The organism is Corynebacterium sp. zg-331 (assembly GCF_014267345.1).
Lineage (GTDB): Bacteria > Actinomycetota > Actinomycetes > Mycobacteriales > Mycobacteriaceae > Corynebacterium.
The window spans coordinates 19,072-33,582 of record NZ_JACMYD010000007.1; the positions used below are offsets into that span (position 1 = coordinate 19,072).

The 14,511-nt window shown below is 69.8% G+C and carries 14 protein-coding genes and 1 tRNA gene; 6 read left to right on the plus strand and 9 right to left on the minus strand.

Translation table 11 applies throughout. The annotated features are described in order from the left end of the window. Nucleotides 1-26 precede the first annotated feature (26 nt). The 3 genes from H7347_RS08295 to nth are packed head-to-tail and all read right to left on the minus strand — an operon-like array spanning nucleotide 27 to nucleotide 1,909. Nucleotides 27-686: a CoA pyrophosphatase gene (locus tag H7347_RS08295; RefSeq protein WP_186337403.1), complete on the minus strand. Its 660-nt coding sequence runs from the start codon at nucleotides 684-686 to the stop codon at nucleotides 27-29. After that, nucleotides 683-1,258 (minus strand): redoxin domain-containing protein, encoded by a 576-nt coding sequence (locus H7347_RS08300; protein ID WP_152823056.1) that lies wholly within the window; start codon nucleotides 1,256-1,258, stop codon nucleotides 683-685. The genes H7347_RS08295 and H7347_RS08300 overlap by 4 nt, the downstream gene beginning before the upstream one ends. Nucleotides 1,259-1,264: 6 nt before the next feature. Then, nucleotides 1,265-1,909: an endonuclease III gene (nth, locus tag H7347_RS08305; protein WP_152823057.1), complete on the minus strand. Its 645-nt coding sequence runs from the start codon at nucleotides 1,907-1,909 to the stop codon at nucleotides 1,265-1,267. Between the two features lie 368 nt (nucleotides 1,910-2,277). Between nth and glxR the strand changes: the two genes are divergently transcribed. Next, a complete protein-coding gene (gene glxR / locus H7347_RS08310) occupies nucleotides 2,278-2,961 on the plus strand; it encodes a CRP-like cAMP-activated global transcriptional regulator GlxR (RefSeq protein WP_186337404.1) in 684 nt (227 codons plus the stop codon). A gap of 564 nt (nucleotides 2,962-3,525) precedes the next feature. On the opposite strand, the gene H7347_RS08315 is transcribed toward glxR, so the two are convergent. From H7347_RS08315 to H7347_RS08330, 4 genes are read right to left on the minus strand one after another with little or no spacing between them, the layout of a single operon-like run. Continuing rightward, nucleotides 3,526-4,338 (minus strand): MBL fold metallo-hydrolase, encoded by an 813-nt coding sequence (locus tag H7347_RS08315; RefSeq protein ID WP_152823059.1) that lies wholly within the window; start codon nucleotides 4,336-4,338, stop codon nucleotides 3,526-3,528. Between the two features lie 40 nt (nucleotides 4,339-4,378). Next, nucleotides 4,379-4,837, minus strand: coding sequence for a RidA family protein (locus tag H7347_RS08320; RefSeq protein ID WP_152823060.1), 459 nt, complete (start codon nucleotides 4,835-4,837; stop codon nucleotides 4,379-4,381). Further along, nucleotides 4,838-4,993, minus strand: a complete 156-nt coding sequence (locus H7347_RS08325) for a DUF4177 domain-containing protein (RefSeq protein ID WP_152823061.1) — start codon at nucleotides 4,991-4,993, stop codon at nucleotides 4,838-4,840. It lies immediately after the preceding gene. Between the two features lie 22 nt (nucleotides 4,994-5,015). Next, nucleotides 5,016-5,369: a WhiB family transcriptional regulator gene (locus H7347_RS08330; protein ID WP_370513945.1), complete on the minus strand. Its 354-nt coding sequence runs from the start codon at nucleotides 5,367-5,369 to the stop codon at nucleotides 5,016-5,018. Nucleotides 5,370-5,503: 134 nt separating this feature from the next. On the opposite strand from H7347_RS08330, the gene H7347_RS08335 reads away from it, so the two are divergent. Continuing rightward, nucleotides 5,504-7,888: a transglycosylase domain-containing protein gene (locus H7347_RS08335; RefSeq protein ID WP_186337405.1), complete on the plus strand. Its 2,385-nt coding sequence runs from the start codon at nucleotides 5,504-5,506 to the stop codon at nucleotides 7,886-7,888. Here the strand turns inward: H7347_RS08335 and H7347_RS08340 are convergent. Beyond that, nucleotides 7,877-8,332 carry a GatB/YqeY domain-containing protein gene (locus H7347_RS08340; protein WP_152823063.1) on the minus strand — a complete coding sequence of 152 codons (456 nt, stop codon included), beginning with the start codon at nucleotides 8,330-8,332 and terminating at the stop codon, nucleotides 7,877-7,879. The two genes, H7347_RS08335 and H7347_RS08340, sit on opposite strands and share 12 nt — an antisense overlap. A gap of 46 nt (nucleotides 8,333-8,378) precedes the next feature. On the opposite strand from H7347_RS08340, the gene H7347_RS08345 reads away from it, so the two are divergent. Together H7347_RS08345 and H7347_RS08350 are read left to right on the plus strand one after the other, a co-directional pair. Further along, nucleotides 8,379-9,266 (plus strand): metallophosphoesterase, encoded by an 888-nt coding sequence (locus H7347_RS08345; protein WP_186337406.1) that lies wholly within the window; start codon nucleotides 8,379-8,381, stop codon nucleotides 9,264-9,266. Nucleotides 9,267-9,335: 69 nt separating this feature from the next. Continuing rightward, nucleotides 9,336-9,412: transfer RNA gene (locus H7347_RS08350), tRNA-Pro, on the plus strand. 210 nt (nucleotides 9,413-9,622) lie between these two features. On the opposite strand, the gene H7347_RS08355 is transcribed toward H7347_RS08350, so the two are convergent. Next, nucleotides 9,623-10,981, minus strand: a complete 1,359-nt coding sequence (locus tag H7347_RS08355; RefSeq protein WP_152823065.1) for a hypothetical protein — start codon at nucleotides 10,979-10,981, stop codon at nucleotides 9,623-9,625. 108 nt (nucleotides 10,982-11,089) lie between these two features. On the opposite strand from H7347_RS08355, the gene H7347_RS08360 reads away from it, so the two are divergent. Both H7347_RS08360 and H7347_RS08365 read left to right on the plus strand, forming a co-directional pair. Next, on the plus strand, nucleotides 11,090-14,002 hold the full coding sequence (locus H7347_RS08360; protein WP_186337407.1) for a DUF4040 family protein: 2,913 nt from the start codon (nucleotides 11,090-11,092) through the stop codon (nucleotides 14,000-14,002). Further along, nucleotides 13,999-14,505: a sodium:proton antiporter gene (locus H7347_RS08365; RefSeq protein WP_152823066.1), complete on the plus strand. Its 507-nt coding sequence runs from the start codon at nucleotides 13,999-14,001 to the stop codon at nucleotides 14,503-14,505. The genes H7347_RS08360 and H7347_RS08365 overlap by 4 nt, the downstream gene beginning before the upstream one ends. Nucleotides 14,506-14,511 lie beyond the last annotated feature (6 nt).

The window sequence follows — 14,511 nt, forward strand, 5'->3', positions numbered from 1 at the left end:
GGATTCACTTGCAGGATTCCGCCCTTTCACATCTCATTATTCCGCGAGGAGGCCAGCGCCTCGCCCAGCTCCACCACGCGGTCGCGCTCCCACGGGACGGCCCACCCGGCGGCGTCGATCAGCCCCGACAGCAGCGCGGCGGTAAAACCCCACACCACATAGCCATTGCTGCGAAAGGCCGGGCCCCTCCACCCCCGCCACCCCACGGTCAGGCGATGGGCGGGGTCGATCAGTTCGGCAAGCGATGCTTCGAACACATCGTCCGTCTCCTCCGGGCTGGCCGGATACGTCCGACCAGGATCATGCCGATAGGCCAGGACCGGGTAGACCGCCGAGCCGCTCGCCCGCACGCTGGTGGGCGGCAGCGTGACCAGGGACGTGACCTCCGCGCTGCGCAAACCCGTCTCCTCCCAGGCCTCCCGCAACGCCGCAGCCACCGGATCGGCATCCCCCGGATCGATCCGCCCGCCCGGAAAGGCCACCTGACCGGCGTGCGAACGCATCGTCGGGGCCCGGTGGGTGAGCAGCACCGACGCATCCCCCGGCCGGGTCAGCGCGCGGGCGTCGCCGGACAAGGCCATCAACACGGCCGCCTGCCCACCCCCGTTACGCACCGCGCGCCCCGGGGTAGATACCCGCCCCTCGCGGGCCGCCCGCACCAGCGGCCGCAGCCACGCCGGCGTCACGCCAACACCCCGCGCACGTCACGCTCCAGCTCCGCCAGGTCCGAGTACGCCTTGGGCAACACGCCCGCGACCTCCCCGGAACGCACCACCACCGTGATCGGCACCACCGAGGGCAGCCGCAGCGCACCGGCAAAGGAATTATCCGCATCCTGGAAACTCGGCAACCCCACCCCCAGCTCCTCCAGCAGCGCCGCGCCGGCGGCCGCCTGCACGTCCGCGTGCACGCCCACCACCCGGTACTCGGGATGTTCCTGGGCAAAGCGCGCCATCAGCGGCAGCTCCTCCCGGCACGGCCCGCACCACCAGGCCCACACGTTCACCACCGCCACCGCGGCCTCGCTCAACTCCGCGTCCCCCGAGGCCTCGGCCCCCAGGCACGGCAAACTCACCCCGGCCACGCCGCGGGCCCCACACCCCGGGCGCGCGGCCACCTCCTGGTCCTGCCCGGCGGCCTGCGGATCGACGGCACCCCCCTGCTCCTGTGGGCCCCGCAGCATCCCCGGCACCGCGCACGCGAGCAGCGCCGCGACCACCACGATCGCCACCACGTATCCCACCACGTGCCTTCTCATCCGCCGCTACCCCTCCACCCCGCGCGCAGGGCAGTCCGAGGCCACCGGGCACCGACCGCACAGCGGCCGACGCGCCTGGCACACCCGACGCCCGTGAAAAATCAGCCGATGCGACAGCATCGTCCACTCCGCACGCTCGATCAACTCCATGAGGTCGCGCTCCACCTTGAGCGGACTGCTCTGCGCGCTCAGCCCCAGGCGACGCGCCACCCGGCCCACGTGCGTATCCACCGCGATGCCCGGCTTGCCAAAGGCATTCCCCCGCACCACCAGCGCCGTCTTGCGACCCACCCCCGGCAGGCTCATGAGATCCTCCATGCCCTCCGGCACCTCGCCGCCGAAGCGCGCCACCAGCGCCTGGCCCATCCCCACCAGGTGCCGCGCCTTCGAGCGATACAGCCCCGTGCTGCGTATATACTCCGCGACCTCGGCCTCGTCCGCCCGCGCGTAATCATCCGCGCTGCGCCACCGCCGAAACAACGCCGGCGTGACCTTATTGACCCGCTCGTCCGTGCACTGCGCGGACAGCACCGTGGCCACCGTCAGCTCCAGGGGATTGGAGTACACCAACTCGCAGCGGGCGTCGGGATAGACCCGCGCCAGCTCCCGGTTGATGCGCCGCGCACGGCGCACAAGAGCAAGATCGGCCATGCCTTCTAGTGTGCCATTGTCGCCGCCCCCACGACATTCCCGCCCCGGCACCGGCCCTGCCCAGCCCGTTCGCGATCCCCCGCCCATCTTAGTTATAGACCAATATGGAACTCCGATACACTCCAACTAGCGGACCTCGCCCCGGAAACCACCGGGAGCTCCGCCGAGCCACCCGCATACCATGCGAGGAAGCCTACTTCCTTGTACAGTAGGCGAAGGTTCACAATTTCACGCCAAATACGCAGACTCGATCCGGGATAGACACGAGCATAACGCGAGCACACCAGGTGGTCGTGCTCCCCCTGCCGCCCTGGGGCGCGCGGGGACAAGGTCCGGAGTTCTGCGTCCGTACCTTGAATGGAGAAACTGTGGAAGTTGTACACGACATCCTCTCCCGCGCCGGGATCTTCCAGGGCGTAGACCCCACGGCGGTGAACAACCTGATCCGTGAGATGGAGACGGCCCGGTTCACCCGCGGTTCCACCATCTTCAACGAGGGCGAACCCGGAGATCGCCTCTACATCATCACCGCCGGCAAGGTGAAGCTCTCCCGCCACTCCCCCGACGGCCGCGAAAACCTCCTGACCATCATGGGCCCCTCCGACATGTTCGGGGAGCTCTCCATCTTCGACCCCGGCCCCCGCACCTCCTCCGCTGTGTGCGTCACCGAGGTGCACACCGCCACAATGGACGCCGCCATGCTGCGTCAGTGGGTAGACGAGCACCCCGAGATCGCCCAGCAGCTGCTGCGCGTGCTCGCCCGACGCCTCCGCCGCACCAACGCCTCCCTGGCCGACCTCATCTTCACGGACGTGCCCGGCCGCGTGGCCAAGACCCTCCTCCAGCTCGCCAACCGCTTTGGCACCCAGGAGGGCGGCGCGCTGCGCGTCAACCACGACCTCACCCAGGAGGAGATTGCCCAACTCGTGGGCGCCTCCCGAGAGACCGTGAACAAAGCCCTGGCCACCTTCGCGCACCGCGGCTGGATCCGCCTCGAGGGCAAGTCCGTGCTCATCGTGGACACCGAGCACCTGGCGCGCCGCGCCCGCTAGCCGCTTTTCTCATCTCCGACTCGTGATCGGAGGCGGGGGCCGGGTCGATCCCTTCAAAGGATCGACCCGGTTCTTTTTCGCCCGCGGAAAGTGGGGCGGGACGCTGGTACGACACTACGGGGTGCCACCTCGGGGTATCGGCGGCCCGGCCGGTGGGAAGCGGCACCCCTTCGCGCATGATTGCTCCGGGCAATCGGGGCGGGGCACGATCTTCTTTCGCGAGCCCCGACCTCGATGCGACCGTAGGGTACCACCGGGCGACCGTCGAGGGGTCGCAACAACAGGAGGCGGCACCGCATAGGATCATTCCCCTCGCCCACCGACGCTAGGGGTGCCGTTAGCCGGCTCATGCCCCACCCTTCCCCCGAGGTGGCACCCTTTCGCGCGCCGCGGGGAAGGCGGAGCGACACCACCAAGGGGTGCCGCCTCGCCCCGCGCGACGGCGCCCCTCCGCTACTGGCACCCCAGCGCGGTGCGGCACCCCGGCAGGAGAAAACCGGGGGCCGGGCACAAAAAGAGGCCCCGGTCGGGGGCCTCGATTGCGCGTCCACGGGCGCCTGCCGCCTAAGCTTCTTCCTCCAGGTACCGCAGCGCCACGCGGGTGGATTGCTCGGCGGCGCCGCGCAGAACGGGATCTACGTCGTCGTACATCACGTCGATGAGGGCGCGCAGCTCGATGTCCCTGCCGTGTTCCGCCCACGCCGCGCGGATCTGGTCCAGGCGGTACTGGCGGCGGTCGATATATTTGCGGGCAAAGGCGGAGGTGTCCTCGCCGTCGGGGCCGTGCCCGGGCAGCAGCGGGATGTTCTTCCCCCGGCGCTCCAGAAGTTCCAGGGAGGCGAGGTAATCGCGGAGGTCGCCGTCCGTCTCGGAGATCATGGTGGTGTAGCGGCCCGCGATGGTATCGCCGGTGATGATCCCCTCCAGCGTAGACTCGCCGGGGGTTCCGGACCACACGAAGAAGGAGGCGGAGTCCCCGGTGTGGCCGGGGGTATGCACCACCTCGACGTGGGGGGTGACCCCCTCGATGGTGATGTCCTCGCCGTCGGCCAGGGCCGCCGCCCCGTGGCAATGCGCCGGATCCATGGCGCGGATGGGGGCTCCGGTGAGCTGGCGGAAGCGCTGGGCGCCGTCGGCGTGATCGTGATGGCGGTGGGTGAGCAGGATCAGGCCCACCTCACCGGCCTTGGAGTGCACCACGTTGAGGTGGCCCTCATCCTCGGGGCCGGGATCCACGACGATGGAGCGCTCGTCCTCGGGGCCCTGAACGATCCACGTGTTAGTGCCCTCCAGCGCGGCGTAACTGGGATTAGGACACAGAACAACAGAGGCCGATGCGGTGACCGGCCGAAGCTCGCTGTAAGCAGGATGCTGCATACCTTTCAGCTTAGCGCTCCCTGCTAGTTCTGCCCATACCTCAGGAACGGATTTCCGCGATCACTTCCACTTCCACTGGGGAATCCAGGGGCAGCTCGGCCACCCCCACCGCGGAGCGGGCGTGGATGCCCGCGTCGCCAAAGATTTCCCCGATGACCTCCGAGGCACCGTTGATCACCTGGGGCTGCCCGTGGAAGTCCGGGGCGGAGGAGACGAAGCCCACCACCTTGACCACGCGCAGGACGTTGTCGATGCCCACGAGGGCGTCGATGGCCGCCAGGGCGTTGAGCGCCGAGGTACGGGCGTAGGAGGCCGCGTCGGCGGCGGAGACCTCGGCACCGACCTGCCCGGTGGCGGGAAGCTCACCCCGCACGAAGGGCAGCTGACCGGAGGTCCACACCTGGTTGCCCACCCGGACGGCGGGGGCGTAGGCCGCCACGGGGGCGGCGACCTCCGGCAGGGTGATGCCAAGTTCTGCGAGACGCTCGGTGACGGTCATCTACTGCACCTCGCGCTTCATGTAGGCCACCACGTTCTCCGGGTTGGGGCCGGGCACCACGGAGACGAGTTCCCAGCCGTCCTCGCCCCAGGTGTCCAGGATCTGCTTGGTGGCGTGAGTCAGCAGCGGCACGGTGGCGTATTCCCAAGTTGTCATGCCCCACACTGTAGCCGGGGTCTCAGAGTTCTTGCAGGCTCCCGCCCGCGGCGAAGTAGTCGGCCCAGCTGGTGATCTCCGGGTTCCGGCGCAGCAGGGCGCGGCGCTGGCGCTCGGTCAGCCCACCCCACACGCCGAACTCCACCTTATTATCCAGGGCGTCGGCGCGGCAGATGCTCATCACCGGGCAGCCGAGGCAGATCCGCACGGCCTTGCGCTGCTCGGCGCCCCGCACGAAGAGGGCGTCGGGGTCCACGTCGCGGCATTGCGCACGCACGACCCAGCACTCGCGGTCGCGCACAATGTCGGTGGGGCGCTTTTCCTCCCCGTAATCGAGGAAAGCATTGTCGCATGGGGGCATGAGGGCGGCCGTCACCGTATCACTCCTTTGGTACACCTACACTTCCTGTAGGGTAATTGTATTCACAAGATATCTAAGAAACATAGTCAATCACATCACGGGAGCGGCGGGGGTTCCCGTTTGCGGGCAAAATGCGTAGGGTTGAGCGCGTGTCTATCGCTAAATCGCTGACGACGATCCTCGGCGCCACCGCCAGCATCGGGATCGTCTCCGCCATCGCCCTCTCCCCGGCCGCCGGCATCACGGGCGTGGCGGTGCAGCGCACCAGCACGACGATGGAATCCAACCTCGCCGACCTCACCGACGGCCACGCCCCCGGCGTCACCACCATCACCGACGTCACCGGCACGCCGATGGCCTGGATCTACGATCAGCGCCGCTACGAGGTACCCTCGGAGGCCATCGCCCAGCCCATGAAAGACGCCATCGTGGCGATCGAGGATCGCCGCTTCTACGAGCACGAGGGCGTGGACATCCAGGGCACCGCGCGCGCCCTGGTCACCAACCTCACCTCCGGGGGCGTCGCACAAGGCGCCTCCACCCTCAATCAGCAGTACGTGAAGAACTACCTGCTCTTCGTCGCCGCGAACGACGACGCCGCGCGCAGCGCCGCCGTCGAGACCTCCGTGCCGCGCAAGCTGCGCGAGATGCGGATGGCCTCCGACCTCGACAAGCTCCTCAGCAAGGACGAGGTGCTCACTCGCTACCTCAACCTGGTGCCCTTTGGCAACAACAGCTTCGGGGTGGAGGCCGCGGCCCGCACGTACTTTGGCATCCCGGCCGCCAAGCTCTCCGTGCCCCAGGCGGCCATGCTCGCCGGGATCGTGCAATCCTCCTCCGTGCTGAACCCCTACACCAACCCCCAGGGCGTGACCGAACGCCGCAACACCGTGCTCGACGCCATGGTGTCCTACGGCGTCCTCGAATCCTTCCAGGCCGAACAGTATAAGCTCCAGCCCCTCGGCGTGCAGGACAACCCGGAATCGCTGCCTAACGGCTGCATCAGCGCCGGCGATCGGGGCTTCATGTGCGACTACGCCCTGAACTACCTGGAAACCAAGGGCCTGCCCAAGGAGGTGCTGACCAAGGGCAGCTACACCATCCGCACCACCCTCGACCCCGCCGTGCACGACGCCGCCCGCAACGCCGTAGCCGCCAACGTCAACCCCGGCACCCCGGGGGTCACCGAGGTGCTCAACGTGGTGCGCCCCGGCGAGAACTCCCGCGACATCCTCGCCATGGCCTCCTCCCGAAACTACGGCCTCAATCAGGACAACGGCGAGACTCTCATGCCCCAGGCCGCCTCGATGGTGGGCAACGGGGCGGGCTCCGTGTTCAAGATCTTCACCGCCGCCGCCGCGCTCAACAACGGCATGGGGCTCGAAACCATGCTGAACGTGCCCGAGCGCTTCGAGGCCATCGGCATGGGCGAGGGCGGCGCCGAGGGCTGCCCGCCCTCCACCTACTGCGTGGAAAACGCCGGCAGCTACGCCCCCCAGATGAGCCTCAAGGACGCCCTGGCGCAGTCCCCCAACACCGCCTTCGTGCAGCTCATCCAGCAGGTGGGCGTGGCCCCCGTGGTGGACCTCGCCGTGGGGTTGGGTCTGCGCTCCTACGCCGAGCCCGGGAGCTTCGACGGGGAGGCCTCCGTGGCGGACTACATGAAGGATCACAATCTCGGCTCCTTCACCCTCGGACCCACCGCCGTCAACGCCCTGGAGCTCTCCAACGTGGGCGCGAGCATCGCCTCGGGCGGGCGCTGGTGCGAACCCAACCCCATCGCCTCCCTCACCGATCGCGACGGCAACGAGGTCCCCATCGCACGGCCCGACTGCGAGGACGTGCTCAACCCCCAAACCGCGGGGGCGCTGATGCAGGGCCTCTCCGAGGACGCCATCTCCGGCACCGCCGCCCGCGCCGCCGAGGCCGCGGGCTGGGGCGCCCCCGTGGCCGCCAAGACCGGCACCACGGAATCCCATCTTTCCTCCGCGTTCCTCGGTTTCAACTCCCATCTCTCCGCCGCCCCCTACATCTACAACGACGGCACCCAGAACCTCCCCCTGTGCAGCGGGCCCGTCCACCAGTGCGGCACCGGCAACCTCTTCGGCGGCAACGAACCCGCCGACACCTGGTTCCAGTGGGCCAACGCCGTCCCCCAGGCCCACGATGGCACCCTCCCCGCCTACAACCGCGACCTCGACCGGGGCCGCCTGCAAACCGCCTTCGACCAGGCCAAGGACAAAAGGGAGGACGAGGCCCGCCGCCTCCTCGAGGAGGCCGGGCTGATGGTCAACACCCAGGAGGTGCCCGGCAACGGCACCCCTCGCGGCATCGTCATGGCCGCCCGCAGCGATAACCCCGAGGGGCTGCGCCCCGGCGGGCTGGTCACCCTAGAGGTCTCCGACGGCACCCGCCCCGCCCCTCCGAAGACCTCCCGACCCCCCGAGCCGGCCCCCCGCTCCGAGTTCCCCACCATCGACGCCTCGGAGCTGGAGGAACTCACCAACCGCCTGCGCGAACGCCTAGGCGCCTAGGGCGGACTTCACCGCCGCAGAGAGGCGCTTGCCCTCGGCCCGACCGGCCGCCTTGGCGGTGGCCTGCTTCATCACCTGGCCCATCTGCTTCATGGTCGGGGCCGGGTCCATCTGGCCGATCACCTCCGCGACCAGAGACGCCAGGGCGGCGTCGTCGAGTTGCTCGGGCTGGTAGCCCCGCAGCACCTCCACCTCGGCCAGCTCGGCGTCGGCCAACTCCTGGCGGCCGTTGGCAGCGTAAACCTCCGCGGACTCGCGGCGCTTCTTGATCTCCCGGGCCACCACCTTAAGCACCTCCGCGTCGCCCAGGTCGTGCTTGGCCCCCTTGGTCTCCTCCTCCTGGATCGCGGCCAGCAGCATGCGGATGGTGCCGGTGCGCGTCTTGTCCTTCGCCTTCATGGCCTCTTTTAAATCACCGCGCAGGGTGGTCTTCATATCGCTCATGCCTTCCGAACCTACCCGCGCGGGTAGGCTGAGGCGGGTGCACACGATGAGAAAACTCGCAGCGATCCTCGGCGGCGCCGGACTGGTCACCGCCACCTGGGGTTTTACCGAACTCACCCGATTCCGGCTCCACCGATACACCCTGCCCCTGCTGCCGCCCGGCACCCTGCGCGGGGGCACCGAGTTCCGGCTGCTGCACCTCTCCGACCTCCACATGATCCCCGGCCACAGCGCCAAGATCGCCTGGGTCAGCGCCCTCGATGCCCTGGAGCCCGACCTCGTCATCAACACCGGCGACAACCTCTCCGACCACCACGGCGTGCCCTCCGTGCTCGCCGCCCTCGGACCGCTGCTGCGGCGCCCCGGGCTCTTCGTGTTCGGCACCAACGACTACTGGGCCCCCCGCCCCGTCAACCCCCTGCGCTACCTCCTCGGCGGCAAGCGCACCCCCTCCTACGTCGACCTGCCCTGGCAGGGCATGCGCGCCGCCTTCCTCGAACACGGGTGGCACGACGCCAACCAGACCCGACACGAGTTCCAGGTGGGGCGCGTGCGCATCGCCGCCGCCGGCGTGGACGACCCCCACCACGACCTTGACGATTACGACGAGATCGCCGGCACCCCCAACCCCGAGGCCGACCTCACCCTGGCGCTTAGCCACTCCCCCGAGCCGCGCGTGCTGCACCGCTTCGCCCGCGACGGCTACCAGCTTGCCCTCTGCGGGCACACCCACGGCGGACAGATCTGCCTACCCGGCGGCCGGGCGCTGATCACCAACTGCGGGATCGACGCCACACGAGCCTCCGGCCTCCACGACTTCGAGGGCATGGCCCTCCATGTGTCCAACGGGCTGGGCACCTCCAAATACGCCCCGGTGCGGCTCTTCTGCCGCCCCTCGGCCACGCTGCTGACCATCACCGAGCGGGAGGCGTAGCAACACCACCGCACTGACCAGGCGTTTTGTCGTACCCTCCGCCGCTGCACTAGAATATTGCGAGCACCACGGGATATGGCGCAGCTTGGTAGCGCGCCTCGTTCGGGACGAGGAGGTCGCAGGTTCAAATCCTGTTATCCCGACCATCTTCCACCGGCCGCTCAGATGACTGGGCGGCCGGTTTTGTGCGCGGGCACACCAGCACCAAGGGGTGGGATCGGGTTCGGCCACTCGACATCGACGAGCCCATGCCGACGACCACGCGCCCCGCACCAAGGGGTGCCGTTGAGGCCAAAAACAGCGCAGACACCCGGCAGACGGCACCCCTTGGTGCTATGGGGCCGGGGATGGGAGGATCACCGGGGCGTCGGGAAGCAGCTCAGCACCGCCACCGCGCCGAGCACCGCCAGGGCCGTCCACACGAGGGTCGCGCTGCCGCCGTTGCCCAGGGCGCTCAGCGCGCCCGTGGCGTAATGCACCGGGGTCAGGCCCGCGGCGGCCGTCCATGCGGGGGAGAGATCGCTGGCCGTGGCGCTGGTCCAGGCCCATCCCGCCACGCCCACCTGGACGAGGAGAAAAAGCACTCCGGCGATCACCGCCGCGCGGGTCCCCGCCGCCCGCCGCGCCGCGGCGCTCAGCCCGGCCGCGGCCGCCACCGTGAGGCCCACGATGCCCGCCCCGGCGGCCAGCGTCGCCCCCGGTAAGGCCGCGCCCAGCAACCACAGCAGGCCGCCGGCGGCCGCCGTCGCGCCTAATCCCGCCAGCACCCGGTCGAGGGCGCGACCCAGCAACCCGGCCACCGCGCCGCCCCACGCGGCAAAGAGGGCGATCAGCAGGGCGTAGGTGGGTTGCAGCTCGGATTCGGCGCCGAGGTCTCCCGAGGCCGAGGCCTGGGCCACCGGCAGGGCACGCTGAATCCCCTGCACGCGGGTGCGGTTCTCCTGCGCCATGTCGTTGAGCTGGCGCGCTCCGGCGTCGAGCTGTCCCATGCCGTCGAGGGCCCCGCTCACGCCCCCCTGCATCTCCTCCATGCTCGCGGCCAGGCGCTTCGCGCCGTCGGTGGCGCTGTAGACGCCGTCGTGGAAGCCGTAGCCGGGCACGGCGAGCTGGTTGGCCAGGTCGCGGGAGCCGTCGCGCAGTCGGGTGAGTTGGCCCGTGATCTCCTCGCTCAGGCCCGCGTTGCCCAGCTGGGCGCGGAAGTCCGCGAGCTGCCCGCGCAGGTCGCCGGCGCGCGGGTCGGTGGACTTCTCCAATTCCTTATCGAGGGTCGCGGCGGCCTCACCCAGCTGCCCTTGGATCGCGCCCAGGGTCAGTACTTTGTCGATGGCGCCGCCCACGCCGTCGGCCAGCTCGGTGGCCCCCTGCCCGAGCTGGCCGGTGGCGGCCTGGAGCTGGATCATGCCATCGCGCAGCTGGGCGGCGCCGTCGCGCAGGCGCTGCACATCCCCGCCGACGTCCTCGGCTTGGAACTTCGATACCCCGTCGAGGAGCTGGGCCGTACCGTTGGCCAGGAAACCGGCGTTGGTGCCCGCGTCGATCGCGGCGCGGCGCGCCTCCCTCAGTTGGGCGCTGGCGGCCACCGGGGCGGCGTGGGGTTGCTCGCCCGTGGCCCATGACTCTTCCGGCCCCTGGTCGGTCAGGGCGAGGTAAGCGGAGCCCGCCAGCAGGGGCACCAGTGCGAGGGAGACAAGGAGGGTGGAACGCACGACACTCATACCCCGCCAATCTATCCTGCCTGCGGGCCGATCCCGCACAGGCGCACCGCGTCACACCCGGCTGGTAACCTTAGTTCGGACTGACGAGCTACGAAAGAGTGTGCGCACGTGACGTTAGCTATTGTTATTGCCTTAGCGGTGGGGGCCGTTCTTCTTTCCCCCCCGCTGGTTCGCGTAAGCGACCGGCGGGCGGGCTGGCCACTGGCCGCGCTCTTCCTGGGGGCCGCGCTCGCCCTAGGCCGCCACCTGCCGGAGATCCTCGACGGGCGGCCGCTGACCTGGCAGGTCACCTGGGTGCGTGGCCTCCTGGCCCCCGGCGTGGACGTCACGCTCTCCCTGCGGGTCGACGCCCTCGGTGCCTTCTTCGCGCTGCTCGCGCTGTGCATCGGCTCAGTCGTGTTCGTCTATTCCGCGGCCTATCTGCCCAGGCGGCAGGGCAACACGAGTTTTTATACGATCATGACGGCCTTTACCCTCGCCGTCCTGCTCCTGGTGCTGGCCGACGACGTCGTGGTGCTCTTCCTCGGTTGGGAGCTCGTCTCCATCGCCTCCTTCCTGCTCATCGCCCGCTCCGGGTCCAGCGGGGAGGCCGGGGCCCAGCGCACGCTGCTGCTGACCTTCCTCGGCGGCCTGACCCTGTTGGTGGCCATCGCGGTGGCCGCCGTGCGCACCGGAACTACCAGCCTGCAGGGCATCCTGGGCTCCCCCGAGTGGGCGCATAACCCCGGCTTGACCGCCACGGTGGCCGTCCTGGTGGCGGTGTCCGCCTTCACCAAGGCCGCGCAGCTGCCCTTCCACTTCTGGCTGCCGGAGGCCATGGCCGCCGCCACCCCCGTCTCCGCCTTCCTGCACGCGGCGGCCGTGGTCAAGGCCGGCGTGTACCTCCTGATGCGCTTTTCCGGGATCTTCCACGAGGTGGCGGTGTGGAACTGGCTGCTCATCGGCACCGGACTGACCACCGCCGTGGTCTCCGCCGCCTTTGCCGTGCAAAAAACGGACCTCAAAAAGCTCACCGCCTATTCCACCGTGAGTCACCTGGGGTGGATCGTGGCCACCATCGGGGTGGGCACCCCTCTGGCGATGTCCGCGGCCCTGGTGCACACCCTGGCGCACGCCCTGTTTAAGTCCTCGATCTTCATGCTCATCGGCGTGGTGGATCACGAGGCCGGCACCCGCGATACCCGCCGCCTGGGTGTGCTGTGGCGCGCCATGCCCCTGACCTTCACCGGCATGGTCATCGGCGCGCTTTCCATGGCCGCCGTCCCGCCGACCTTTGGTTTCCTCTCCAAGGAGGGCATGCTCGACGCGCTGGCCTCCGTGGACGGGGCCGGGCCCGCACTGCTGGCGATCGCCGGGATCGGTGCCCTGCTCACGTTCACCTACTCCGCGAAGTTGATCTTCGGCGCGTTTATCGACCCCGCCACCGACCACCCCACCCGCCGCATGGAGGGCGTACACGAGGCCCCGGCGGCCCTGTGGCTTCCCGCCGCGCTGCCGGGTGCGCTCTCCCTGCCGCTGGGCCTGGCCCCGATGTTCCTGAATAAGCCCATGGACGCCATCGCGGCCGCCACCGGAGTGGGCTCCGATGCCGGGGCGCCCCAGCACGCCACCCACCTGGCGCTCTGGCACGGTCTCACCGCCCCCTTGGTGGTATCCGTGCTGGTGATCGCGCTGGGTGCGGCGGGCGTCGCGCTGCGCCACCGGATCTGGCCGGCCCTGGAATCCCGCTTCCTGCTGCCCTTTACCGGCAACGGCCTGCTGGCCGCTGTCACCCGGGCGGCCGCCGGGCTGGGCCGCGTCCTGGCATCGATGGCCGATTCGCTCAGCCCCTCCCGCCACCTGGTGTGGCCGGTGTGCGCCGTGATCGCGCTGATGTTCGCCACGCTGCTCAGCGGCCCCGGGATCGACGGCGTGCCCCTGGCCCCTCGCGCCGAGGGGCTCGACGCCTGGCTCGACCTCGGTCCCCTGCTCATCGTGGCCCTCTCCGTGCTCGGCCTCATGCGCACCACCCACCGCCTCACCAGCGCCGTGTTGATGGGCACGGTGGGCGTGGGCATCACCTTCCAGATGCTGATCCTTGGGGCGCCCGACGTCGCCCTCACGCAGTTCCTGGTGGAGGCCCTGGTGGTGGTCATCATCATGATGGTGGTGCGCTACCAGCCCGCCCGCTTTCCCTCGGCCAGCCGCGCGCACCGGGCGCGCTCCCTGGCGATCGCGCTGCTGGCGGGCCTGGCCGCCTTCCTCGGCGTGTTCACCCTGATGGGCCGCGGCGGGCGCTCCGACCTGGCCCAGTGGTACATCGACAACGCCCCGGAGATCACCGGCGGTCAGAACATCGTGGCCACCATCATCGTGGAATTCCGCGCCCTGGATACCCTGGGGGAGCTCTCCGTGCTCGGCATGGCGGCCATCGTGATCGGCTCGGTCGTGGCCTCCTTCCCCCGCCTGCCCTTCGCCGCGGGCACCCGCCCGCGCCCCTTCGGGCAATCGCAACTCAATTCCCTGCCGCTGCGGATGGCGCTGCGGCTGGTCGCCCCGCTGCTGGCCCTCCTCTCGGTGCTGGTCTTCCTGCGCGGCCACATGGACCCCGGCGGGGGCTTCGTGGCGGCACTGATCGCGGGCACCGGGATCATGCTCTTCTACCTCTCCCGGGGGCGCGACACCATCGTGGCCCGGCCCACCACGCCGTCCTGGCTCACCGGCATCGGCATCGTCACCGCGCTGGCCGCCGGCTTCGTGGGATTCCTGGAGGGTTCCTTCCTGGCGCCCCTGCACGGGGAGATCCTGGGGGAGCACGTGACCACCTCCCTGATCTTCGACGGCGGCATCTACCTGGCCGTACTGGGCATGCTCATGGCGGCGGTCAACGCCCTGGGCGGCTACGACAAGCCCGGCACGGCCACCACCCGCGAGCTGCCCTTCGCCCGCGGCGAATCCGGCCCCCTGGGCGCCACCCCCGAGGTCACCGACCACCCGGCCCCGTCCCCCCATTCCACCGCAGCACAGGAGCAACAGCGATGATCATGGCCCTGACAATCGCCGTGTTAGTCACCGGCGGCGTCTATCTGGTGCAACAGCGCGGCATGGTGCGCATCGTCCTTGGGATGCAGCTCATCGGCCACGCCGCCAACCTCATGCTGTTGGCCAGCGGGGTGGGGGCGTGGCGCGGGGAGGTCTTTCACGATCGGGTGGCCGCCGCGGACATGGCCGACCCTCTGCCGCAGGCCTTCGTGCTCACCGCCATCGTGATCTCAATGGCCACCGCCGCCATCCTGCTCACCCTGGCCGCCCTGGGCCGCTCGGACGATACCGCCAGTGTGGACCCGGTGAGCTCCGGCCAGGAACCGCACCCCTCCCCGGTGTCCACCCTGGGCCGTGCCACCCAGAGCAACGAGGACGTCCGCTCCGGGGCGCGCGCGCGTCGGCACGCCCGCGCGAGCCTGATGGCGGGGAAGGAACCCACCGTGGGTGGGCTCTACACGACCACCGACCGCGACGCCCCCGCGTCGTCCACCGAGGCCTAAGGAGGA

Bases quoted from the DNA above. Each gene is read 5' to 3' on its own strand.
- H7347_RS08340 (WP_152823063.1), bottom strand. From the start codon at position 8,332: ATGAGCGATATGAAGACCACCCTGCGCGGTGATTTAAAAGAGGCCATG.
- H7347_RS08345 (WP_186337406.1), top strand. From the start codon at position 8,379: ATGAGAAAACTCGCAGCGATCCTCGGCGGCGCCGGACTGGTCACCGCC.
- nth (WP_152823057.1), bottom strand. From the start codon at position 1,909: ATGGCCGATCTTGCTCTTGTGCGCCGTGCGCGGCGCATCAACCGGGAG.
- H7347_RS08355 (WP_152823065.1), bottom strand. From the start codon at position 10,981: ATGAGTGTCGTGCGTTCCACCCTCCTTGTCTCCCTCGCACTGGTGCCC.
- H7347_RS08320 (WP_152823060.1), bottom strand. From the start codon at position 4,837: ATGACCGTCACCGAGCGTCTCGCAGAACTTGGCATCACCCTGCCGGAG.
- H7347_RS08300 (WP_152823056.1), bottom strand. From the start codon at position 1,258: ATGAGAAGGCACGTGGTGGGATACGTGGTGGCGATCGTGGTGGTCGCG.
- H7347_RS08325 (WP_152823061.1), bottom strand. From the start codon at position 4,993: ATGACAACTTGGGAATACGCCACCGTGCCGCTGCTGACTCACGCCACC.
- H7347_RS08365 (WP_152823066.1), top strand. From the start codon at position 13,999: ATGATCATGGCCCTGACAATCGCCGTGTTAGTCACCGGCGGCGTCTAT.
- H7347_RS08315 (WP_152823059.1), bottom strand. From the start codon at position 4,338: ATGCAGCATCCTGCTTACAGCGAGCTTCGGCCGGTCACCGCATCGGCC.